The sequence below is a fragment of the Pseudomonas sp. PME37.24/025 genome (genome assembly GCF_055556615.1).
In genome coordinates, this window is record NZ_JBVHNK010000017.1 from 61,364 (window position 1) to 84,798 (window position 23,435).

Genomic DNA, 23,435 nt, shown 5'->3' on the forward strand with positions numbered 1-23,435 from the left:
CTGTGGCGACAATTCTCGAGCCTGGGCAAATAGAAGCGGCGGCGAGTTCACCGCCGTTTCTGTACCTGCCACCGAACAACCTGTTCACCTTGCGCGCGCTGCGTCTGGAACGCCTGGCCGACGGGCATCCCATGGCGGATTACCTGCGTTTGGTAGCCGGACTGTGTCACGTTCAGCAGAACCTGATGGACGATCCGCCCGTGGCTGCCGTGCCCGATCCCGAACGTCTTCGGGTGTGCGTGGAACATGGCTTGCCACCGTTCGCCGCCGACAGTCTGGTGCGCGAAAATGTTTGGCTACCCTTTCTCGAAGCCTTGTTGCAACGCTATCAGCCACCGCCACAGGCTGCAGTAGAAAACGCCGTGGCGACGTTGCGCAGTGCCAGCCCAGGGCTGCTCAAAGCCTGGGCGATTGCCTTGGTCAGCGGTCAATATTCAATGCTGCCGGCAGAGCTGGTGCCGTTCCTCGGTGCAGCGCTGCAAGCGGCCTGGAGCCATTGGTTGCTGAGCTCACCCAACCTTGAACTCAAGCGCGGCGACAGCCTCAGCCAATGCCCGGCCTGCGGTTCGCCGGCGATGGCCGGAGTGATTCGTCATCGCGGCAAATACAACGGTTTGCGTTATCTGGTGTGCTCGTTGTGCGCCTGCGAATGGCATGCGGTGCGGGTCAAGTGCGTGTATTGCGAACAGAGCAAGGGGCTTCAATACGTCAGCTTCGAGGATGACCGTCATGCCGCCAATCAGGCACCGTTGCGGGCGGAAGTCTGCCCCGGCTGCAATAGCTACCTGAAGCTGATCTACCTGGAAAACGACGCCGAAGCCGAAGCCCTCTCGGCGGACCTGTCCAGCCTGATGCTGGATATGCGCCTGGAACAGGAAGGCTACCAGCGCCTATCGCCGAATCTGATGCTGGCACCGGGAGGGGACTGAGCTAATCCCTTTGAGCAGTGAGCCCAGCGACTACACTCAGACGCGACGGTCATTCGCTTCCGGGAGCCTCCGATGTCCGCACCCTCCGCCAGCCAAGCCTTGCGGCTGCCCTCCATCGACAGCTTGTTGCGCCATCCCGCCTGCCAAGCATTGGCCGAACGTTACGGGCGTGACGCGTTGCTGGCCGGTCTGCGGCAATTGCTTGATGACTTGCGCGAACCGGTGCTCAAGGGTGAATTCGATGCCGTTGAAATCGCCCCCGACGTATTGGCGGGCAGGGCGGGTGAGCGTCTGGCGATCCAGCATCGCAGCCAGGTCCGGCGGGTGTTCAACCTCACCGGCACGGTGCTGCACACCAACCTCGGGCGCGCATTGTTGCCGGAGGAAGCCATTGCCGCCGTGGAACGGGCCGCTCGCTATCCGCTCAATCTGGAATTCGACCTGCACAGCGGCAAGCGCGGCGACCGCGATGATTTGATCGAAGGCCTGATCCGCGAGCTGACCGGCGCCGAAGCGGTGACCGTGGTCAACAACAATGCCGCCGCCGTGTTGCTGACGCTCAACAGCCTGGGCGCGCGCAAGGAAGGCATCATTTCCCGTGGGGAACTGATCGAAATCGGCGGCGCTTTCCGCATTCCCGACATCATGGCCCGCGCCGGCGTGCGGCTGCACGAAGTGGGCACCACCAACCGCACCCATGCCGGCGATTACGAAGCTGCGATTGGCCCACGCAGTGGTCTGCTGATGCGTGTACACGCGAGCAACTACTCCATCGAAGGTTTCACCGCCCGGGTGCCGACGGCTGAATTGGCCGAGCTGGCTCACCGTCACGGGCTGCCGCTGCTCGAAGACCTGGGCAGCGGCAGTCTGCTGGACCTGACTCGCTGGGGCTTGCCCGCCGAACCGACGGTGCGTCAGGCTCTGCTTGATGGTGCGGACATCGTTACTTTCAGTGGTGACAAACTGCTCGGCGGTCCCCAGGCCGGGTTGATTGTCGGCCGCAAAGACCTGATCGCGAAGATCAAGAAGAACCCGCTCAAGCGCGCGCTGCGGGTCGACAAACTGACCCTGGCCGCCCTCGAAGCCGTGTTGGCGCTGTACCGCGATCCTGATCGGCTGGCCGAACGCCTGCCGAGTCTACGCCTGCTGACCCGGCCCCAAGCCGACATCTTCGCCCAGGCCGAACACCTGCAACCGTCACTGGCGCAGGTGTTGGGGGACGGCTGGAGCGTCAGCGCGGTGCCGGCGCTGGGCATGATCGGCAGCGGCAGCCAACCGGTGGCGCGCTTAGCTAGCGCTGCGTTATGCCTGCGGCCCAACGTTTCCAAACGTCTGCGCGGGCGGCGATTGCTGGGGCTGGAGGCCGCGTTTCGTCAGCTGCCGATTCCCGTGCTCGGGCGCATCGACGGTGATGCGCTTTGGCTGGACCTGCGCCAACTCGACGACGAAACCGCATGGCTGGCGCAACTCGATCAGCTGGCGCCATTCGATCAACTGAAGGAGGAGGGCCGGGACGGGTGATTGTCGGCACGGCGGGGCACATCGATCACGGCAAGACCTCCTTGCTCCAGGCATTGACCGGCCAGGCCGGCGACCGTCGCCGGGAAGAACGCGAACGCGGCATGACCATCGACCTCGGCTATATCTACGCGGCGCTGGAACCGGACGCCGCGCTGACCGGTTTTATCGATGTTCCCGGTCATGAGCGCTTCACCCACAACATGCTGGCCGGGGCTCAGGGCATTGATCTGGTGTTGTTGGTGGTGGCGGCCGATGACGGCGTCATGCCGCAGACCCGCGAACATTTGGCGATTGTCGAGCTGCTGGGCATCCCTCGGGCACTGATTGCAATCACCAAATGCGACCGCGTCGACCCTGCTCGTGTGCAAGCCGTCCGGGAACAGATCGAAGCTTTGTTGGCACCCGGCCCTTATGCCGACGCGCCGCAAATCGCGCTGTCGAGTGTGACCGGCGAAGGCGTCGAGACACTGCGTCAGGCCTTGCTGGGTGCGCAACATGAGGTGCTTCAGCGCAGTGTCAGCGGCGGTTTTCGCCTAGCGATTGATCGGGCGTTCAGCGTGGCCGGCGCCGGTATCGTGGTGACCGGCACCGCGTTGTCCGGCCAGGTGGCCGTGGGCGATACGCTGGTGTTGAGTCCGCTGGGCAAACCGGTGCGGGTGCGAGGCCTGCATGCGCAGAACCAAGCGGCCGACAGCGCAACGGCCGGGCAGCGAGTCGCGCTGAACCTGAGTGCCGACCGTCTGGCCCTGGAGCAGATTCACCGGGGCCACTGGCTGTTGGCCGAATGGCTGCATGCGCCGACCCAGCGTCTGGATATCGAGATGACCTTGTTGGCCAGCGAGGCGCGAAGCTTCGAGCACTTTCAGCCAGTGCACGTGCATCTCGGCACTCAGGACGTGACCGGGCGAGTGGCGTTGCTGGAGGGCAGCAGCCTGGCGCCGAGTGAGCAGATGTTTGCGCAACTGCTGGTGAACGCGCCGGTACTGGCGGTGAAGGGCGACCGCTTGATCCTGCGCGATCAAAGCGCGCAACGGACCCTCGGCGGCGGCCAGGTGCTTGACCCGTTCGCCCCGGCCCGACACCGCCGCAGCCCCGAACGATTGGCGCAGCTACAAGCGCTGGCCACCACGACCAGTCTGGAAGAAGCACTGCCAGCGCTGCTGGCCAACAGCGACACCGGGCTCGACCTGCAACGTCTGGAGCGTCAGTTCAATCGCCCGCGCGATAGCTGGGCGTTACTCGATAACGTGCGCTTGATCGATACGCGGCAGGGGCCGTTGCTGTTCAGCGCGGTGTGCTGGGAAGCACTGAAAGCGCCGATGCTGGAACACCTCGCACGCTTTCATCAACTCGAACCGGATCAAATGGGACCGGACCGGGATCGCCTGCGTCGCTTCGCCGGCACCGCGCTGGACCGGCCGACCTTTATCAGCCTGCTCGACGAATTACTGGCCAGCGGTGCGATCGTCGCCAGCGGTCCATGGCTGCATTTGCCCGATCACCAAGTGCGGTTGAGCGAGGATGACGAAACCCTGTGGCAACAATTACAGCCGTTGTTCGAACAGGCGGGTTTCGATCCGCCGTGGGTGCGTGATCTGGCTAAAGCGACGGGCCATGAAGAGGCCGCGGTGCGCCTGCTGCTGCGCAAGATGGCGCGGCTGGGGCTGGCGCACCAAGTGGTCCGTGACTTGTTTTATACCGAGATAGTGGTGCGCCGATTGGCGGCTATGCTGGTGCAACTGGCAAGCGACAACCCGGTGATTCAGGTCACCGCGTTTCGCGATGCCGTGAGCCTGGGGCGCAAGCGCAGCATTCAGATTCTTGAGTACTTCGACCGAATCGGCCTGACCCGGCGCTTTGGCGACCGGCGCCACATCCGGCTCGACAATGCACTGGCTCAACAAGCAACAGACTGAGTTCAAGGAAGGCAATCGCGCCCGGTGGCGCGGCCGGGCTTCAAACCCGGTTGGGGACGGCATCCGTTCCCGGGCAGGTTCGACTCCGGCTGCCTTCCGCCATTTGGTAGAACACAGGGACAGGCGCAATCCCTGTGGGAGCGAGCCTGCTCGCGATAGCGGTGTATCAGTTGATAGAAATGTTGAATGTGAGTCCGCCATCGCGAGCAGGCTCGCTCCCACAAGTTTGCGCACCTTGACTTACCGGCATTGGGGCTGCCCCCTCGCCACAGGTTCTGCAGTTGTCATGCATTAGGGGCAGACAGACCATTGAAAACACGCCAACAAACACAACTATGACCTACGCTTATTTCAGACGCATGTTCAACGAACAGCGGCTCTTCCCTGATCGAAAACAACAAGAACAGCTATCCGGAGACGACTCATGTTTGCATTGGCCCGTCGATTCAGCAGCAACCTCGCCGTTTTAGTTACCGCCGCCGTGCTCGCATCACCGGTTTTTGCGCTGGACACCGTCAAGTTCATGGCCCCGGGTTCGGTCGGTGGTGGTTATGACCAGACCGCACGCGTCCTGGGCAAAGCCATGGTCGAGGCCAAAACGGCAAAAGCCGTCACCTTCGAGAACAAGGGCGGCGCCGGTGGCACCCTGGGGTTGGCGCAATTTGCCAACGGCACCAAGGGCGACGCCAATGCCCTGATCGTGGTCGGCGCGATCATGGTCGCGGCCATCGAGCAGAACAAACCGCAAATCACCTTGAAGGACGTGACGCCGATCGCCCGGTTGTTTACCGAATACAACGTGATTGCCGTGCGGGACGACTCCCCGTACAAAACCCTGGACGACCTGCTCAAAGACTTCAAAGCCAACCCGTCCAGTATCAAATGGGGCGGTGGCTCCAAGGGGTCGATCGACCACATTGGCATCGCCGAACTGGCGAGCAAAATGGACGTTCCCGTCAATAAGGTGAATTACGTTGCCTTCGCAGGTGGCGGCGAAGTCGTCGCCGCGGTGCTGGGCGGCCACATCACGGTGATCACCGGCGGTTACGCCGAGCTTGCCAAATACGTGCAGTCCAAGCAGTTCCGCTTACTCGCCATCGGCGCGCCCAGCCGTGTAGAAGGCATCGATGCACCGACCCTCAAAGAAAGTGGCTATGACGTGACGATCGGCAACTGGCGTGGCGTTTACGGCGCGGCGGGCCTGACGCCTGAACAGCGCAAAGAACTGACCGAAGCCGTCCTGACCGCGACCAAAAGCACTGTCTGGCAAGAAAACGTAAAAACCAATGCATGGTCACCGAGCATTCTGACCGGGGATGACTTCGGCAAATTCGTCGAAGAAGAACATGGGCGGCTGCGCGCAATGCTGGTCAAGGTCGGGCTGCTTTGAGATGGCCGGGCGCTGGAGCGTCATGCCGGCCCAACTGGCGATTGGTTTAGGTGTCGTCGCCATCAGCGCGGTATTGGCGTTCGGTGCCTCGCGATTTCCTCCCGAAATGGGCTTCGTCATCATGGCGGCCTACGTCTATCCCTACGCCGTCGCGGCGTTTCTGGGCGTGGTCGGTTTGTTGATGTGCTATCAGGCGCTCACCGGTGGTTTTCGCAACCTTCCCGACGACCATGAGACCACCCGTGCTCAGCCCGGCGGCAAGCTCGGCGCAACCTGGGTCACGGCGGGGCTGGTGGGCGTCGCCGTGCTCATTACCTACCTCGGCTTCGTATTGGCTGCTGCACTGCTGTTTGCCTGTTCTGCACGGGGTTTTGGCAGTCGCAGCCCGCTGCGGGACCTGGCCATCGGCATCGCCCTGACGCTGCCGATTTACTGGCTTTTCACCGCCGGGCTAGGGGTTTCCCTTCCGCCCCTGGTCAACGCCTGGATCTGATCCAGGCCGAAGGAGGTCGACAAGGTGGACATTCTCTCGAGTCTGGCAAGTGGCTTCGGTGCCGCGTTGGCACCGATCAATCTGATGTGGGGTTTTATCGGCTGCCTGCTGGGTACTGCGATCGGTGTTTTGCCGGGAATCGGACCGGCGCTGACCGTCGCCTTGCTGCTGCCGATTACCGCCAAGGTCGATCCTACCGGCGCGCTGATCATGTTCGCCGGCATCTATTACGGCGCTCAGTTTGGCGGCTCCACCACCTCGATTCTGCTCAACACCCCAGGGGAATCGTCCTCGATGGTCACGGCCCTGGAAGGCAACCTCATGGCCCGCAACGGACGGGCAGGCCCGGCCTTGGCGACGGCCGCTATCGGTTCATTTGTGGCCGGTACCATCGCGACAATCTTGCTGACCTTGTTCGCCCCACTCGTGGCCACGCTGGCGCTGAAGTTCGGGCCGGCGGAATATTTCGCGATTCTGGTACTGGCTTTCACCACGGTGTCGGCGGTGCTCGGTGCATCGATGTTGCGCGGCTTTGCCTCATTGGGCATCGGGTTGACCATCGGCTTGATCGGCCTGGACTCGACCTCGGGCATTGCCCGCTACACCATGGAGGTGCCCGAACTGGTCGATGGCATTGAGGTCGTGCTGGTGGCGGTCGGTTTGTTTGCCGTCGGTGAGGCCTTGTACAGCGTGCTCTACCAAAAGGAGGAAACGGGCAGCCGACATCGCCTGACCTCGTTGTGGATGACCCGTGCCGACTGGAAACGCTCGATTCCCGCGTGGCTACGGGGCACCTTGATCGGTTTTCCCTTTGGCTCGATTCCGGCCGGTGGCGCGGAAATTCCGACGTTCCTGTCTTATTCGACCGAACGCAAACTCAGCAAATACCCGAAAGAGTTTGCGGCCAGCAAAGGCGAGGGCGCCATCGAGGGTGTCGCCGGTCCGGAGGCGGCCAACAATGCGAGCGCCACCGGTTCTCTGGTGCCGCTGCTGACCCTGGGCATACCGACTTCGGCCACGGCGGCGATCCTGTTGGCCGCGTTCCAGAACTACAACCTGCAACCGGGGCCGTTGCTGTTCCAGACCTCGGGCGACCTGGTCTGGACGCTGGTGGCCTCGCTGTACATCGGCAACGTTATTCTGCTGGTGCTGAACCTGCCGTTGGTGGGGCTGTGGGTGAAACTCTTGCAGATTCCGCGACCGTACCTGAACGCCGGCATTCTGGTATTTGCCACCATCGGCGTGTATGGCATGCGCCACTCAACGTTCGACCTGTTTTTGATGCTGGGCATCGGCTGGGCCGGGGTGTTGATGCGGCGTTTCGATTTCCCCGTCGCCCCGGTGATCGTCGGCATGTTGCTGGGTCCGATGGCGGAAAAACAACTGCGTAACGCCTTGTCCATCAGCCAGGGCGACTGGATGGTGTTTGTGACGCAACCGATTGCGGCGTCGGTCCTGGTACTGACGCTGCTGGTGCTGCTGGTTCCGTACCTGCTGCATAAACGCGGTATCAAATTGCATGAGGATGATTGAGCGCCGATCGTTCCCACGCGATCGTAGGAACGATCAACTTTGTGGCGCACAACTTTCCAAGACGTTTCCTACAACGTACCCTGTTGCCGCGTTTCGGTATCGACCCCTATAGTTCGGGCTCGCGGAAAACACCGCGAACGACCTTGGCCGGTCGGTCACCCAAAACGCATCAGCGTCATTGTTCAGACCTTTTTATGTCTGTACATCGTGTTATGGCAGCTGTGCGTGGGACACCCTTGGGTGTGCCGGATCTATGGGTGCCGGTCGGCCAACCCGCACACAGCTGCCACCTTTTCCGCTTGGCCGCGGATGGTGGTAGCTCTATTTGGAGTTACACCCATGTTCGACCAAGTCATGCCCCGTTACCTCCCCATCGACACCTACGACGCCGAAACCCCGGTGCTCTTCATCAACACCCACAAAGAACTCAGCGACATGGCCGCTTGCGCCATGCACCGCTTCACCGTGGTTCGCGATTTGACCGACACCTTGTCCAGCCTCAACCTCACAGGCATTTCCGACTGCGACCTGACCCGCATCACCCGGGCGGTGCATCTGCTGACGCGTGAAGGTTGTGCCGTGCTGGATGTGATCCAGGCTCGGGCGTTGCAGCGGGAAGAGGGGTTCAAGACTACTGTTTAGCGGGGTGTCATCTGACGCTATCGCGAGCCTATGTGGCGAGGGGGCTTGCCCCCGTTGGACTGCGCAGCAGTCCCATTTTTTGGGGCCGCTTCGCGGCCCAACGGGGGCAAGCCCCCTCGCCACAGGCTCGCGAATGGACCTCAAGATCGCAGCCAACGCCTGATTGACTGCCTTGCCAAGTACAAATCAGAAACGGAACGCTTGTCGTCCTACCAGTAGCCATTTGCCTTTCTGTTTCTGCCAGATCTGGAAGTTCTCGATTTCCGTGGGAACGATCTCGGTGCCCTTGATGGCTTGTGCCGAAAAATGATGGCGGACCAACGCCACATCACCCGAGACGGTAATTTTCTGGTTCTGCATCTCCAGCGTCTGGAAAGCGCTTTTGCCGGTTTCGATGTCGGCGATGAATTCTTTCTTGTCCTGGATTTTCCCGCTGGAATGCCCGTAGGTAAGGTTCTCAGCGGTCAGCGCTTGCAGTTGGGGTACGTTCTTGTTCAGCATGGCTTGAGTCAGATGGTCTACCGCTGCGGCAACATCCTTCTCGCCCGATGAAGGGGCGGCCGCTACGTAGCCGCTGAACAGGCATAAAAAACCGATAAGCAGTTTCACTTTTTTCATGGATATTTCCTTGTTGTTATGGGTGCGAGGACGACAGATGAATCGCGCCAACTCATCTGTCGTCGTACAACTTAGCAGGTTTTTACTGAAGGTGCGTATATGGCATTCAGCAAGTGCTAGGGCAGCCGTCCCTCATGAAGTAGACGCGCGCCAATACGCTGAATTTCAGTTTCACCCTGAACCAGCGCCGCTCTGCTGGTGTGTACCGAATAACTGCCCAGCACCAAATCGTGCGGGTGCTTCACCGCCGAGCCCAGCACGAAAGAGGTGTCGCCGTGCGCCACGAAGTCGATAGGTTGGCCTGACTCCTCGAACACCGCCAGTTCGCCAGCATTGACCGGACCACCCACATCCAGCCGACCGGTATTGACCGCCAGCCACGCCACGTTGTGGTCGGCGGGAGGCGTGTAGCGCCAGCGTTCTCCATCTTTCAAGCGCACCACGAGGTAGTTCATGTCGGCAGGTGCCGCAATAGCACTTTTCGCGTCGCCGTAACGTCCGAGCAGCACACGCACCGGGCCTTCTTGCGGGATCTGTGAGGGCGCCAGGTAGAGACTTTCCGCCGGAGAGTTTTCGTGCGAAGCGGGCAGGGCGACCCAGAGCTGGAAGCCCAATATTGAGCCGTCACTGACCGGTGTAGCGTCATGCCACACGCCATTACCGGCACTCATCCACTCCACACCTCCAGTGGGCAGCATGCCGGTTTTGCCCGTGGTGTCTTCGTATGCCACGCCGCCTTCAATCATGTAGGTCAGCGTTGCGATCCCTGAGTGCGGGTGCATGCCGAAACCTTTCTGCCCACCTATAGGCTTGAAGCCGAAGAGATCAAGAAACACAAAAGGCTTCAACAACTGGCCCAAGTCGCCAGGGCTCATCAGCCGCGTGATCGGCCCGTGAGTGCTGCCGGATGTGCGGTGGACGATGGTGCGAGTCTGCGTTGCGACGATGCTGTTCATAGATTTTCCTCAAGTCTTGAGTCGGCCGCCGTTCCCATGGTTCAGCGCGCTACGAGCCAGGCCACGGGTTTCTGCCGCCAGGCTGCGAAGGCAGACATTGTCAGCAGCACCAGGGCAGGGGCGGGATTGCCGCCAATCACGAAGAGATGCGTGACCAAGGCGCCAGCCATGGTCGCCGTCAGCAGCAACCCGGCGAAAAAGCCCGTGACAGGGATCAGCAGCAATACAGCGCCAACCACCTCAATGGCACCGGTCAGGTAGCGGAACCATTGACCAACACCGACCGCGTCGAACACCTGGATCATTTGCGGCACGCCGGCCAGTTTGGCGATGCCGGCCGCGGCGAACGTCAAGGCCAGAAAAATGCGAACGCCCCAAAGGATGCGTTTCTGCATAGGGGAGAGGGATGAGGTATTAGTCATGGAAAACGATGTCCTTGCCTGTGGTTTGCGCAGTTAAAGGGCTAACTGCAACGATGCAAGGAGGATAAGCGTGTCCGGATTGGTTGATTAGATGGCACAATTGGATTGGTCTCGTCCATTTTTTGACGGAATTATCGCTTTATGCTCGACTTGAATGACATTGCCTTGTTTGTCCAAGTGGTCCGCAGCGGCAGCTTTGCCGAAGCGGCGCGGCGGCTGGGCATGCCGCCCAACACCGTAAGCCGGCGTGTCCAGCAGCTCGAGGCGCAACTCGACACCCGGCTGCTGCAACGCTCCACGCGCAAGCTGACACTCACCTATGCCGGGCAGGCTTTTCACGAGCGCTGTGTGGGTGCGGTGGACGGGCTGATCGAGGCCGGGCATGAGTTAATGACGGGCAGCCAGGAACCCAGCGGCTTGGTGCGTATTGCGGCGACGGCGGACTTCTTCGACTTCTTCCCGATGGAGTGGGTGGTCGATTTTCTCGCTGCTTATCCTCGGGTGCGGCTTGATTTCGTGCTCAGTGATGCCCGTGCCGATTTGATCGCCGAGCGGATCGATGTCGCGTTTCGCGGTGGCCCTCTGCAAGACTCAGGCTACGTCGGGCGTCAGCTCTTCGGCGCAGGCAGCGAGGGGCTGGTGGCGAGTCCTGCCTACATTGCTGCGCGCGGTATGCCCGGTACGCTGCAGGATCTGGTGAATCACGATTGCGTGAGCTTCGGCCACCCCAGTGGTTTAACCACTTGGCGTCTTGCCCGGCCAGATGGCGTGGAGGAAGAGGTGCAAATCGCCAGCCGTTTTAACGGCAACACGGCTCAGGCGCTGCGCAAGGCTACAGTGGCCGGTCTGGGCATCGCGCTGCTACCGCCGACGATTGCCAGGCTCGATCTCCAGGCGGGGCGACTGGTACGGGTGCTGCCACACTACCAGCGCGCAGGCTTTGGCTTGCACGTGCTTTACCCCAGCCGACAGCATCTGCCGTTGGCGGTATCGGCTTTCATTGAGCTGGTGATGGAGAAACTGAGGGAGGAGGCATTCCCGGCGCAAGGCCACATTCGGTAGGTCTAACCTGTCCATACATCAGCAGTGCTGTGCGAAAGCCCTCTATAATGCGCAAGCCTTTGACGCATGTGTATTCAACCGCCCGGTACTCCCTTGAAACGCGATCTTCGACTTGCCACTTTCCTGATCTTCCTGGTGTGTGTATCGGTGGTGCTGCTGACGGCCTGGCAGATATGGACAGCCCGACAGAACACTTTGAGTGATATCAGAACCGACACATTGAATCTGACCCATGCACTCAACACTTACACCGAGGGCACCTTCAAGCAAAGTGAAGTGCTACTGCTGGGCCTGACAGAAAGGATCGAGAAAGACGGCAGCAGCCCGCAGCAGCTAGAACGGCTGGGCATGTTGATTGAGCAAGAGATGGATGCACTCCCGCAATTGAATAGCGTGGTGCTGTATGACGCCCAAGGGGACTGGGTATTCTCGACCAACCGGCCGTTTTCACCCAATAGCAACAACGCCGATCGTGCGTTCTTCCAGCATCACCGCGACACTCCGGATCGCGGCATATTTATCGGCCCGGCGATTCTCAGCCGTGCCACTTGCGCCTGGGTGATTTCGGTCAGTCGACGCATCGATCATCCAGATGGAAGTTTTGCCGGGGTGATCGCCGCAACTATCAGTCTCGAGCATTTCCTCAAACTTTATCGAAGCATTCACGTGGGGCAATTCGGCGCGATCAGTCTGACCTCATCCGAAGGGCGCCTGCTGGTGAGGTATCCCTTTCAGGTGGAAGACATCGGTCGTGACCTGTCTCGCGCGCCAATATTTTCCGAATATTTGCGCAACACCTCATCAGGCACCGTGGACTTTGCTTCGAAAGTCGATGGAGTCCATCGCCTCTATGCGTTCAAGAGAAGCGATCAATATCCCTTCGTGACGACGGTAGCGGTGGGGCAGGACGAGGCGATGCAAGCGTGGTTGAGTCAGACAAAACAGTCTGTCGCTGTAGTGTTGTTGCTGCTGGGACTCTTGGTCGCGTTGGGGCGCAGGTTGATTTCCCACATCAGCCGGCGGATTCGGGCGGAGAACAAATTGCTTGTCACCCAGACCGCGCTGATCGAGCTTAACCAGACACTGGAGATTCTCGCCAGTGAAGACAAACTCACCGGTCTCGCCAACCGCCGTCATTTCGATCAGTTTCTGGATATCGAATTCAAACGCGCCAAGCGACTTGGAAGCCCTTTGTCACTGATCCTGATCGATGTGGATTTTTTCAAACGCTACAACGATCACTACGGGCATCTCGCCGGAGATGAATGCCTGCGCGTCATCTGCCAGGCGATCAAGCACTGCGTACGTCGCCCGGGTGACATGACTGCTCGCTATGGCGGAGAAGAAATCGCCGTTGTGATGCCCAGTACGGACGAATCAGGAGCCCGCACGGTTGCCGAGGCGATCCTGTCGGGTATCGCTGCCGAGCGACTTGCGCACCTGTCGAGCCCGTTCGGTATCGTGACCGCCAGCCTGGGGGTGGCAACTTATGTCGCCGACGATAGCGACCATGATGAAAAGGCGCTGATCGATCGTGCAGACCGCGCGCTTTACTCGGCAAAGTCTCAGGGTAGAAATCGGCTGAACAGCGCGGCCGAGCAGGGCATCCCCCTCGTCATCGATCGCAAGAACTGAAATCGCCTCACGAATTATGTCGATCCATGATGGGCGCATGCTGTGCCAATCGCTACTCGCCGACTATCCGGTCCAATGGTTTTCTATTCGTTTCTGGGCAAGTCGGTAGCACCGAAGATAACTGCTGTCGGCGTAACGTGGCTCTATGGTTTTCAGTTCGAGATCAAGGTGATTGCCAAGCTTCCTGAAACCATCAGGAGCTGATCTGGCCAGCGATAGCGCGGCGCAACTATCGGTTCAAGTAATAGTGACAATCAAGAAACGCAAGTTCTGCTTTGTCGGGCAAAGTTGGAAAATCGCTTCCATCGAAGACGCTGCTCAACGACCCCGACTTTTTATTTTCAGGACTTCACCGATGCGCCTTTTATTTGTTCCTGTCATGGCTTTCGCCTCCTTGCTGCTGGCCGGTTGCGCCTCCGCGCCGAACGACCCGACGCAGACCTTTCAGACGAAAAAAACGCCTGCCGAGTACGCCGACTGCGTAGTGCCGAAGTTGCAGCACAGCGCACTGAACCCGACGGTTTCGCAAACCCAGCGCAGTTACCGGATCGTGGTGCCGAGCAAAGTCGCGGCAGACAACGTTCTCGAAGCCTACAAAGCCCCGAATGGCGGCAAGGTGTTTTTGTATGAGCGCCACTTGCTGGCGTCGAACTTCATGCCTTCGAGTTTCGAACGTGCCGCGCAGGAATGCCTGTAACCGCTTTTAAAAATGCTCCTTTGGTTGGCCGCAACCAACCAATTTTTTGTCCCGTGACTCATTCGGTCACGGGATTTTTTTTGCGTGAAGGTTTTGATCGGCAATGGATCATTCTTTGAGAAGTGACCCCGCCGCGTGGCTGGCCTGGTTCCTGCTCCTGAAATGCGAGAGTTGGTAAGCGATAGCCAACCAAATGAACCATGCAGGCATCACGCACAATGCAAGGCGGGTGTCTGGCCGAAGGGCAAGCAGGCACAGCACAAATGCGAGAAATGCGAGGGAGAACCACGCCATCGGCACGCCTCCAGGCATTTTGTACCGCGATTGCGCATGAAGATCAGGTCTTGCTTTGCGATAAGCGATGTAGGACGCCAGGATGGTCGACCAGGTGAAGATCACCAGGATGGCCGACACCGTCGACACGATGGTAAAGGCGGTCATGACTTCAGGGATGATAAACAGCAGCAGCACCCCCAGCAGCATCAGAAAGGTCGTGAAGGCCAGGCTGATGAGTGGAACACTGTTTTTCGATAGCCGTCTGAAGATCCCGGGTGCACTGCCAAGGTCAGCCAGGCCGAACAACATGCGGCTGGACGAGAAGACACCGCTGTTGGCGGATGACGCCGCAGAGGTCAGCACCACAAAGTTCACAATGCCGGCCGCCGCTGGAAAACCCGCGATCAGGAACAGTTCGACAAAAGGACTTTTGTTGGGCGATACCTGCTGCCATGAGGTCACCGCGATAATGCAGACCAGGGACAGAACATAAAAAAGGATGATCCTGAGCGGTATGGAATTGATGGCTTTGGGCAACGTCTTTTCGGGCGACTTGGTTTCGGCGGCCGCGGTGCCGATCAATTCCGTACCGGCGAACGAAAAGATCGCCATCTGAAAGCCGGCGAAGAAGCCGAACAGGCCGTTGGGGAAGGCGGCCTGCTTGTCCAGCAGGTGCGTCAGGGAAGCCGTGACTCCCGTGGGTGAGACGAAGGAGCTGGCAATCAGCAGGACACTGACGGAGATCAGCGCGACGACGGCGATTATCTTGATGATCGCGAACCAGAATTCAACCTCGCCGAACAGTTTGACGGTGAGCACATTCAAGGCGAATAGCGTGAGCATCATGCCGATGGCGGGGATCCAGGCCGGTACATCAGGGAACCAGTATTGAAAGAACCCCCCAACAACCACTGCATCTCCCACAACGGCCACGCTCCAGCTCAACCAGTATGACCACCCGAGAAAGAAGGCCGCACGAGGGCCGAGGTAGGCCCCGGCAAAGTCAGCAAAGCTTTTGAAGTTCAGGTTAGATAAAAGCAGCTCGCCCATGGCACGCATGACGAAGTAAACAAAAAGACCGATGATCATGTAGATAAGTATGATCGAGGTACCGGACAGGGCGATGATCTTGCCGGAGCCCATGAACAGCCCCGTACCAATGGCGCCGCCCATGGCCATTAGTTGAATGTGGCGATTGCTAAGCGTGCGCTGCAATGCGGGTTGTTCAGTTATTTCATGCGTATCTGATTTCATCACAAAACCTCTTGATTTTATGTTTTTTGAGTTTTGGCAGAGAAATAGTGTGTGTTTTATTGTTGTGAGTTCGCCGTACATCAGGATGGTTATTCAAACGTTTGCAGTATCGGTTAATCAGTAAAGTGTTCGTGGCTCGCCACCTGACTTGATAGCGAGCTATTGTCTGTCTTAACTTGCTGCTAGCTGCTGTTTTTGCGGAGGCGATGCCGATGAAAGATCAGGGTTTTCCTCAATCAATTGATACAGGTTCTTGATATTGGCAGGCGTGGGTACAAGATGGATTTTTTCACCGATCGCGTATTTTCTAGCTTGGTCATGCAAATAACGAAGTGAAGAAAAGTCTTCAAGTGCAAATCCCACCGAGTCGAACACCGTGACTTGCGTGTCATTTTCCCGGCCTGGTTCGTTATCCCGAACGATGCGGAAATATTCGATGACAGGATGGTCAGCGTCCAGTTGCTGAATGTCGCCTTCAATGCGCGTCTGCGGTTCAAACTCGACAATGATCCGGGCGTTGCGCAGGATATCGGCGTGAAGTTCGGTTTTCCCGGGACAGTCACCGCCAACCGCGTTGATATGCATGCCGGGTTCGATCATGTCGGGCGTCAAGATTGTCGCGTAGGCCTTGTCCGCGGTGACGGTGGTGATGATATCAACGCCTTTGACGGCTTCATGCACCGAGGCGGCTACGGTGACATTGATGCCGGTATAGCTTTCCAGATTTTGTTTCAGCTTCAATGAAGCAGCGCTGTCGATATCAAATATCCGCACCTCGTTGATCCCGAGCATTTCATAAAAGGCAATGGCCTGGAATTCGCTCTGGGCGCCATTTCCGATAATGGCCATGCGTGTCGAACCCTTGCGTGCCAGGGACTGGGCTACCAGGGCGGACGTTGCCGCTGTGCGAACCGCGGTGGTCAGGGTGAGTTCGCTGAGTACGGCGGGGTATCCGCTATCGACGTTCGCCAATACCCCAAAGGCCATGACTGTCAGTAAGTTGTTGCCAGCATTTCCTGGGTGGCCGTTTACGTATTTGAATGAATACTGTTTGCCGTCGTCAGTCGGCATCAGTTCGATCACCCCGCAAATGGAGTGATTGGCGATGCGTGGGGACTTATCAAAGTCAGCCCAGCGGCAATAATCAGCCTTGATGTAGTTGGCCATTTGCGTGATGGCCTGACCGATTCCAATCTTGCCAAAAAGCGTGGCGGCGTGATCAACGTCTATAAATAGAGTCATATGTGTTTATCTCTTGGTTGCAAGTCAAGGAAGGTTGTCTCGGTCACCGAAACTTAGAATTGTTTGCTCTCATACCCATGAAGGACATTGACCGCATTGATGCCGATTTCATCGACCATGTATCCGCCTTCCATGACGAAGAGTGTCGGCGCGCCGACAGTGGCGATGATTTCACCCATGCCAAAGAAGTCCTCGCTTTCAAGAAGAAAGTGGCTGATCGGATCGTCCTTGAACGTATCGACGCCCAGGGAAATCACTAAGAGTTCAGGCGAGAAGTGACGAAGTTTTTTACAGGCGTGGATCAAGGCGTTTTGATAACTATGCCAGGTGGTGTTTTTCGGCAACGGATAGTTCAGGTTATAACCGTCACCGGCACCGGCTCCACACTCGGTACTGAAACCCGAGTAATAAGGATAGGAAACCGACGGATCTCCATGCAGGGAAGCAAACATCACATCGTTGCGATCGTAGAAAATGTTCTGCGTCCCGTTGCCATGATGGAAGTCGACGTCGAGCACCGCGACACGTTTAGCACCTTGAGTCAGTGCATGTTGCGCGGCAATGGCCGCGTTATTGAGGTAGCAGTAGCCTCCCATGTATTCACGAGCAGCGTGGTGTCCGGGTGGACGACACAGGGCAAAGGCGCTGTTGTGGCCTTCGTTGATCAACGACAGTCCAGTGAGTGCAATGTCCGCGCTGGTTTTGACGGCTTCCCAGGTGGTCGCGGTGATCGGCGAGCCGGCATCCATGGCAAAGAAACCGAGCTTGCCATCAATGAACGCGGGGACGTGTTCATTGGACAAGTCGCGTACCGGCCAGACCAGGGGAAGGGCGTCATGCTCCCGACCTGTTGCCGTCCATTCGGACCACGCGGTTTCCAGAAAGGAGACATAGCGCTCACTGTGTGCATTGACGTAGCACGCCCGGTCAAACGTTCGCGGGACGATGATATCGCCGAGCCCAACGTGCTGGACTCGGTCGCGAACGGTATCCGCTCGGCTTGGCTGTTCGAAAGAAGGTTTGAGAACGCCGTCCTTCAATTCGGTCCCATGGTGCAAGCGATGGGAATCGCTGAAAACTGTAAGCATTTATACGCATCCGTCGTGGTGGTCCAGTGCCAATAGTTTGTTCTGGTACGGATGCACTTTCTTTGCTTTTTGTTCTCGCTCTGCTAGCGTAATCGGGATTATTTTCCCGTGGATGGCACCATGCAGAAAAAAAATACCCATCGCGCATTGCTTGACGATACCGACCTTTCCATCCTTGCCTTGTTGCAGGAGGACGCCAGCATTTCCAACGCCGAGTTGAGTGAGCGCCTCTCGCTAAGCCTTACTCCATGCTGGAGGCGGCGCAAGAGACTGGAAGAGGAGGGCGTGATCAAGGATTACCAGGCAAACCTCGATCGAAGGAAGTTGGGGCTGGACATCATGGCGTTCGTGCATATTCGCTTTGCCACGCACACCGACCATACCCCCGAAGCCTTTGAAGCCGTCATCATGCAGCTTCCTGAGGTATTGTCCTGCCACAAGATAACCGGGGATGCCGATTACCTTTTGCAAGTGTTGGCTCAGGATCTTGATAGCTACAGTGACTTTGTCGAGAGCGTATTGAGGCGACAACTCGGTATCGCCTCTATCCAGTCAAGTCTTGCGTTGCGTGAAGTCAAAACGACCAGTCGCATTGCCATTCCGGGGCGGACAAAGCAGTAAACGGGCGTTCTGAAGCGTCCAGCCCGAGAAATTCATTTCCCCTGCGCCTGGCTACCCGGACTGGCTCCTCTTATTGCATCACATAACGCCCCGGTGCCGACTCAAGTGCCGGATGTTGCGCGTTGCCCATGCTCAGCACTGAAGGCTGGCGTTCCCCGGCATGTTCGGCCAGCCAGACAAACCAGTCATTCCACCAACTACCCGGATGCTGCTGGGCATTCTTGAACCAGGTTTCTGGATTCTTGGTGGCGCGATTGTTGGTCCAGTAATGACGTTTTTCCTTGGCCGGTGGGTTGATCACCCCCGCGATATGCCCTGAGGCGCCGAGCACGAAACGCTTGGTTCCAGACAGTAGCTCGGTGCTGGCGTAGGCGCTTTTCCATGGCACGATGTGGTCGTCATGGGTGGCGAGGATGTACGCCGGGGCATCGATGGCGCGCAGGTCCAGCTTGACCCCGCAGCAATCCAGCTCGCCGGATTTCAGATCGTTCTGCAGGTAGGTATGGCGCAGGTACCAGCAGTACATCGGCCCGGGCAGGTTGGTGCTGTCGTTGTTCCAGAACAGCAGGTCAAGGGGTATCGATTTCTGCCCCTTGAGGTATTTGTCGACGTTGTAGTTCCACCACAAGTCATTGGGGCGCAGCAACGAGAATGTATTGCCCATGTCCTCGCCCTTGAACAGGCCGATGGGGCCGTTGAGGCCGCCGATGGTGCGCTCGCGATAAGCCACCAGTTGCTCGTCGACGAAGATGTCGATGGGGCCGGTATCGAGGTAGTCGAGGAAGGTGGTCAGCAGGCTCACGCTGGCGATCTCTTTGTCGCCACGGGCCGCCAACACGGCCAGCGCCGAGCTCAACAACGTGCCACCAATGCAGAAACCCACGCAGTTGGGCCGTTGCTCACCGCTGATTTCACGGGTCAGCTGCAGGCCTTTGATAATCCCGGTTTCAATCAGGTCATCCCAGGTGGTGCCGGCATGTTCCTGGTCGAAGTTGCGCCACGACATCAGAAATACCGGGTGGCCTTGCAGCAGCAGGTGGCGAACCATCGAATTGTCGGGGCGCAGGTCGAGGATGTAGTACTTGTTGATCGATGGCGGAACGATAAACACCGGGCGCCGGTACTGGGTTTCGCTTTGCGGATAGTACTGGATGAGCTGGAAGAGTTCGTTCTCGAAGACCACTTCGCCGGGGGTGTTTGCCAGGTCGACACCCACTTTGAACGCGCCGGCGTCACACTGGCGCATCTTGCCTTCCTGCAGGTCGCTGGCCAAGTGCATCAGGCCTGTGAGCAGGCTGCTTCCTTGGGTGTCCACGACCCGTTGCAGTGCATCGGGGTTACTGGCCAGAAAATTACTCGGCGCGCCGGCGGCGATGGCTTGCTCCGCCAGATAGAGCAAGCGTTGACGCGGTTTCTTGCCGTCGATCGGCAGCTGATCGAGCAGCTTCAGCAGAAAGCCGGCATTGAGCAGATAAAACGCCGCGAGGGAACCGAACAGCGGTTGGCTCCAGTTGCCGCTGGCGAAACGCCGATCTTCGAAGCTGAAGGGTTGACCGGTCAACAGACGCTGGCCGAGTTCACACCATTGTTGCTGATAGTCCGATTGAAGGCTGTCCAGGGCTTCGCGTGGCAGCTCGAACCAGGCGTTGTAGTCCTGCCCGGTAAACCAGGGATTGGTGCTGACCCAGAGCCTTAGTTGTTGCACTGCAAAGGATGCAATGAACGGAACTTGGCCCGACCAGAGTGTGTTTAAGGTATGCGCGTTGTCCATGGAACTCCTTGCCCACATGAATAAACCGGACGGAAAAAAACGCGGCGCCGGACGTCGGCGCCGCGTCTGACAACTCAGCCTGTGTTTCTAACGCTCGATGACCAGGCTGACGCCCTGGCCGCCACCGATGCACAAGGTGGCCAGACCTTTTTTGCCATCGCGACGGATCAGTTCATGTACCAGCGACACCAGAATCCGCGCGCCTGACGCGCCGATCGGATGACCGAGGGCAATGGCGCCACCGTTGACATTGACCTTGTTCATGTCCCAGCCCAGTTCCTTGCCGACGGCCAGTGATTGCGCGGCGAACGCTTCGTTGGCTTCGATCAGGTCCAGGTCGTCCAGGTTCCAGCCGGCTTTCGTCAAGACCAGACGGGTAGCGGGCACCGGGCCGATGCCCATGATCGACGGGTCCACTCCGGCACTGGCATAGGCCTTGATGCGCGCAAGTACCGGCAAGCCCAGAGCCAGGGCTTTGGCGGCGCTGGCCAGCATCAACACGGCGGCGCCGTCATTGAGGGTCGACGAGTTGCCCGCGGTCACGCTGCCGTTTTTCTGGAACGCGGGTTTGAGGTTGCCCAGTGCCTGGAGCGTGCTGTCCGGACGCGGCTGTTCATCGGTGTCGAAGACCAGCGGCTCGCCCTTGCGCTGGGGGATCAGGATCGGGGTGATTTCACCCTTGAAGTAACCCGCCTCGACGGCCGCGGCGGCTTTCTGTTGCGAGGTTGCGGCGAAGGCGTCCTGATCTTCGCGACTGATGCTGTATTGATTCGCCAGATTCTCGGCAGTGATGCCCATGTGGTAGTCGTTGAAGGCATCCCACAAACCATCCTGAATCACGCTGTCTTGCAGTTGCGCATGACCCAGGCGCAGGCCAGTGCGCGCCTTGGGCAGAACATAGGGGGCCAGGCTCATGTTTTCCTGACCGCCGGCAATCACCAGTTCGGCGTCGCCGCAACGGATCGCCTGGACCGCAAGCTGGACCGCCTTGAGGCCTGAACCGCAGACTTTGTTCAGGGTCAGGGCAGGGGTGGTATGGGGCAGGCCGGCCTTGATTGCGGTTTGGCGTGCCGGGTTTTGCCCCGAGCCTGCAGTCAGCACCTGGCCGAGGATGACTTCATCAATCTGCGCGGCGTCGATCCCGGTCTGTTCGAGCAGGCGACGAATCACCGCCGCGCCCAATTCGGTGGCTGGAATGGCGGACAGTGAACCTTGAAAACTGCCAATGGCGGTGCGAGTAGCGGCAACGATTACGACTTCGTTCATGCATGACCTCATTAGGATTCTGTCGAGCGGGAGCAGGGCATCCATGCCCTGACAGGCTTACTGCATGTTCATGCCGCCGTTGACCGAGAAGTCGGCACCGGTGCTGTAGGCCGATTCATCGGACGCCAGCCAGGCGACGATCGAAGCGATTTCTTCGGGTTGGCCAAGGCGCCCGACCGGTGTGGCTGCGATCATGGTGTCGAGAATGTCCGGCCGGATGGCCGCGGTCATGCTGGTCTGGATGTAGCCGGGCGATACGGTATTGACGGTCACGCCCTTGCCCGAGACTTCCCGGGCCAGTGCCATGGTGAAGCCATGGATACCGGCTTTGGCCGCGCTGTAATTGGTCTGGCCGAACTGGCCGCGCTGACCGTTGATCGACGAGATGTTGATGACCCTTCCCCAGCCCTTGGCCAACATGCCTTCAATCACCTGTTTGGTGGTGTTGAACAGGCCGCTGAGGTTGGTCCCGATCACCGCGTTCCAGTCTTCTGGAGTGAGTTTGCGAAAGGATGCATCCCGAGTGATGCCGGCGTTATTGACCAGCACATCGATCGGGCCGAATTGCTCTCGTGCCATCTCGAAGGCCTTGCGGGTCGATTCCCAATCGGTGATGTCGCCGAAGATGCATTCGAACTGATACCCCGCCGCCATTTGGCTCGCGATCCATTCGTTCTTGCGGGCGGAATCCGAGCTGCAGCCGACGATGACCTTGAATCCTTCCTTGTACAGGCGTTGGCTTATCGCAGTGCCAATCCCACCCATACCACCCGTGACCAACGCAATACGACCAAGCGACTTCATACAATCCCTTCCTTTCTTTGTTTTGCGTTGCAAGATGGGGGGATTGTTCGGTATTGACCGGGCGTGCGGAAGTGTTGAGAGGTGACTGTCTGGTGTCCAACGGTGCCATGCTCCGGTGAATGCCGGATGGCGAAAAACGCGGGTTACCTATACTGGGATCAATATTGGCGACTGAAGAACCCGTTAGTCTTTGATTCATTGCAGATCAGTTATGGCTCCGGACAGGACGTTCGGTTCCACAGGTCATTGAGGACGCCATGTACAGAATGAGTTCAGGTTATGCCAGCGTGCTGGCGAATACGCTCTCGGCTCAAGGACTGGATGTCGCCAGTCTGTGTCGGGAGGCTGGACTAGACATGAAGCTCGCGAATAAACCCGGAGCGTTTTGCGAGCGCAGGGCGATCTATCGATTATGGGACCTGGCTTCTCAGGCCTCGGGTGATCTGGACATCGGTCTGAAAGCCTACGGAAACTTTAATCCCGGCACTTTTCAGATCGTCGGCTACACCATGATGTCCAGTCTCAATTTGAAAAAAGCGCTAGAACGGCTGGTTCGCTTCAGTCCGTTGATAGGCACCGGATTCAGCCTTTTCCTTCTACCGGAACAGCAAAACTACCGACTGTCCGGACTCGATCATCAACAAAGCGGCTCGGTCAAACCACGCCAATACAGTGATGCCGGATTGGCGTCACTGCTGGGGTTTTGCCGTTGGCTGGCGGGCAGCAAGTCACTGCAGCCCTTGAGTGTGGATTTCACTTATCCCGAACCTGAAGACACCTCTGAACACCGTCGGCTGTTTGGATGCGACCTGCATTTCGACGCGGCCTACGACAGCATTGTGTTCGACGGGGAGGAGTTGCAGCGCCCCTTGAGCATGGCCAATGAAGCGTTGGCGGTGCTGCATGACAGCTTTGCCGAGGCGCAACTGGACCTGTTATTTGGTTTTTCCATTGTCGGCAGGATTCGGGCGCTGGTTACCGAGCGCTTGAGTCAGGTGCAGGGGCAATGCGACATGGAGTCGATCGCTGCAGCCTTGAACATCAGCAAGCGAACACTGCAACGCGCCCTGGAAAAAGACGGGACCCAATTCAAGGACGTACTGAATGCCGTACGCAGGCAATTGGCCGATTTTTATCTGCGCCATTCTCACTTCAATATGAAGCATGTGGCCTATCTCCTTGGTTTTCATGATCACAGCAGCTTCAACAAAGCCTGCAGCCGCTGGTTTGGCATGACACCCGGTCAATATCGGGCCGATGAATCGTTCGGGATCAAGGAGACAATGCCGGTCTGACACG

21 protein-coding genes, 1 tRNA gene and 1 pseudogene are annotated in these 23,435 nt (G+C 58.5%); 14 read left to right on the top strand and 9 right to left on the bottom strand.

Annotated features, from left to right (window positions below):
- Positions 1-2: 2 nt before the first annotated feature.
- The 8 genes from fdhE (at position 3) to ACZ3HH_RS26260 (ending at position 8,424) form a co-directional block, all read left to right on the top strand.
- Positions 3-929 carry a formate dehydrogenase accessory protein FdhE gene (gene fdhE / locus ACZ3HH_RS26225; protein ID WP_465809011.1) on the top strand — a complete coding sequence of 309 codons (927 nt, stop codon included), beginning with the start codon at positions 3-5 and terminating at the stop codon, positions 927-929.
- A 72-nt stretch (positions 930-1,001) separates the two neighbouring features.
- Positions 1,002-2,450, top strand: a complete 1,449-nt coding sequence (gene selA / locus ACZ3HH_RS26230) for an L-seryl-tRNA(Sec) selenium transferase (protein WP_465809013.1) — start codon at positions 1,002-1,004, stop codon at positions 2,448-2,450.
- Complete coding sequence (gene selB, locus ACZ3HH_RS26235) at positions 2,447-4,366, top strand: selenocysteine-specific translation elongation factor (protein WP_465809015.1); 1,920 nt, start codon at positions 2,447-2,449, stop codon at positions 4,364-4,366. The genes selA and selB overlap by 4 nt, the downstream gene beginning before the upstream one ends.
- Positions 4,367-4,372: 6 nt before the next feature.
- Positions 4,373-4,468, top strand: a tRNA-Sec gene (locus ACZ3HH_RS26240).
- Positions 4,469-4,790: 322 nt separating this feature from the next.
- Positions 4,791-5,756 (top strand): tripartite tricarboxylate transporter substrate binding protein, encoded by a 966-nt coding sequence (locus tag ACZ3HH_RS26245; protein WP_465809017.1) that lies wholly within the window; start codon positions 4,791-4,793, stop codon positions 5,754-5,756.
- A gap of 1 nt (position 5,757) precedes the next feature.
- On the top strand, positions 5,758-6,249 hold the full coding sequence (locus ACZ3HH_RS26250) for a tripartite tricarboxylate transporter TctB family protein (RefSeq protein WP_465809019.1): 492 nt from the start codon (positions 5,758-5,760) through the stop codon (positions 6,247-6,249).
- Between the two features lie 24 nt (positions 6,250-6,273).
- A complete protein-coding gene (locus ACZ3HH_RS26255) occupies positions 6,274-7,782 on the top strand; it encodes a tripartite tricarboxylate transporter permease (protein WP_465809021.1) in 1,509 nt (502 codons plus the stop codon).
- Positions 7,783-8,121: 339 nt separating this feature from the next.
- The gene (locus tag ACZ3HH_RS26260) at positions 8,122-8,424 is read left to right on the top strand and encodes a hypothetical protein (protein WP_465809023.1); all 303 of its coding nucleotides are present in this window, start codon (positions 8,122-8,124) and stop codon (positions 8,422-8,424) included.
- A 186-nt stretch (positions 8,425-8,610) separates the two neighbouring features.
- Here the strand turns inward: ACZ3HH_RS26260 and ACZ3HH_RS26265 are convergent, their stop codons facing one another.
- The 3 genes from ACZ3HH_RS26265 to ACZ3HH_RS26275 all read right to left on the bottom strand — a co-directional run bounded on the left by ACZ3HH_RS26265 (position 8,611) and on the right by ACZ3HH_RS26275 (position 10,420).
- Entirely contained in the window at positions 8,611-9,042 is a 432-nt protein-coding gene (locus ACZ3HH_RS26265) for a nuclear transport factor 2 family protein (RefSeq protein ID WP_465809025.1), read from the bottom strand.
- Positions 9,043-9,158: 116 nt separating this feature from the next.
- Positions 9,159-9,998, bottom strand: coding sequence for a pirin family protein (locus ACZ3HH_RS26270; RefSeq protein ID WP_465809027.1), 840 nt, complete (start codon positions 9,996-9,998; stop codon positions 9,159-9,161).
- Positions 9,999-10,039: 41 nt separating this feature from the next.
- Positions 10,040-10,420 carry a DoxX family protein gene (locus ACZ3HH_RS26275; RefSeq protein WP_465809029.1) on the bottom strand — a complete coding sequence of 127 codons (381 nt, stop codon included), beginning with the start codon at positions 10,418-10,420 and terminating at the stop codon, positions 10,040-10,042.
- A gap of 141 nt (positions 10,421-10,561) precedes the next feature.
- Between ACZ3HH_RS26275 and ACZ3HH_RS26280 the strand changes: the two genes are divergently transcribed.
- From ACZ3HH_RS26280 to ACZ3HH_RS26295, 4 genes and pseudogenes are all read left to right on the top strand, one after another.
- The gene (locus tag ACZ3HH_RS26280) at positions 10,562-11,482 is read left to right on the top strand and encodes a LysR family transcriptional regulator (RefSeq protein ID WP_465809031.1); all 921 of its coding nucleotides are present in this window, start codon (positions 10,562-10,564) and stop codon (positions 11,480-11,482) included.
- A 93-nt stretch (positions 11,483-11,575) separates the two neighbouring features.
- Positions 11,576-13,117: a sensor domain-containing diguanylate cyclase gene (locus ACZ3HH_RS26285; protein ID WP_465809033.1), complete on the top strand. Its 1,542-nt coding sequence runs from the start codon at positions 11,576-11,578 to the stop codon at positions 13,115-13,117.
- 111 nt (positions 13,118-13,228) lie between these two features.
- Positions 13,229-13,321, top strand: a pseudogene (locus ACZ3HH_RS26290) (RidA family protein); the annotation flags it as partial.
- A gap of 151 nt (positions 13,322-13,472) precedes the next feature.
- Entirely contained in the window at positions 13,473-13,814 is a 342-nt protein-coding gene (locus ACZ3HH_RS26295; protein ID WP_460145973.1) for a hypothetical protein, read from the top strand.
- 108 nt (positions 13,815-13,922) lie between these two features.
- Here the strand turns inward: ACZ3HH_RS26295 and ACZ3HH_RS26300 are convergent, their stop codons facing one another.
- The 3 genes from ACZ3HH_RS26300 to ACZ3HH_RS26310 form a co-directional block, all read right to left on the bottom strand.
- Positions 13,923-15,344: an amino acid permease gene (locus tag ACZ3HH_RS26300; protein WP_465809035.1), complete on the bottom strand. Its 1,422-nt coding sequence runs from the start codon at positions 15,342-15,344 to the stop codon at positions 13,923-13,925.
- A gap of 171 nt (positions 15,345-15,515) precedes the next feature.
- Complete coding sequence (locus ACZ3HH_RS26305) at positions 15,516-16,586, bottom strand: ornithine cyclodeaminase (protein ID WP_465809037.1); 1,071 nt, start codon at positions 16,584-16,586, stop codon at positions 15,516-15,518.
- 53 nt (positions 16,587-16,639) lie between these two features.
- Positions 16,640-17,674, bottom strand: a complete 1,035-nt coding sequence (locus ACZ3HH_RS26310; RefSeq protein ID WP_465809039.1) for a histone deacetylase family protein — start codon at positions 17,672-17,674, stop codon at positions 16,640-16,642.
- A gap of 120 nt (positions 17,675-17,794) precedes the next feature.
- On the opposite strand from ACZ3HH_RS26310, the gene ACZ3HH_RS26315 reads away from it, so the two are divergent.
- The gene (locus ACZ3HH_RS26315; protein ID WP_052963513.1) at positions 17,795-18,295 is read left to right on the top strand and encodes an Lrp/AsnC family transcriptional regulator; all 501 of its coding nucleotides are present in this window, start codon (positions 17,795-17,797) and stop codon (positions 18,293-18,295) included.
- Positions 18,296-18,365: 70 nt separating this feature from the next.
- On the opposite strand, the gene phaC is transcribed toward ACZ3HH_RS26315, so the two are convergent.
- From phaC to phbB, 3 genes are all read right to left on the bottom strand, one after another.
- Positions 18,366-20,066, bottom strand: coding sequence for a class I poly(R)-hydroxyalkanoic acid synthase (phaC, locus tag ACZ3HH_RS26320; protein ID WP_465809041.1), 1,701 nt, complete (start codon positions 20,064-20,066; stop codon positions 18,366-18,368).
- An 87-nt stretch (positions 20,067-20,153) separates the two neighbouring features.
- Entirely contained in the window at positions 20,154-21,332 is a 1,179-nt protein-coding gene (locus tag ACZ3HH_RS26325; RefSeq protein WP_465809043.1) for an acetyl-CoA C-acetyltransferase, read from the bottom strand.
- A gap of 57 nt (positions 21,333-21,389) precedes the next feature.
- The gene (phbB, locus tag ACZ3HH_RS26330) at positions 21,390-22,136 is read right to left on the bottom strand and encodes an acetoacetyl-CoA reductase (RefSeq protein WP_465809045.1); all 747 of its coding nucleotides are present in this window, start codon (positions 22,134-22,136) and stop codon (positions 21,390-21,392) included.
- Between the two features lie 257 nt (positions 22,137-22,393).
- Here phbB and ACZ3HH_RS26335 point away from each other — a divergent pair, with 257 nt between their 5' ends.
- Complete coding sequence (locus ACZ3HH_RS26335) at positions 22,394-23,431, top strand: AraC family transcriptional regulator (protein ID WP_465809047.1); 1,038 nt, start codon at positions 22,394-22,396, stop codon at positions 23,429-23,431.
- Positions 23,432-23,435 lie beyond the last annotated feature (4 nt).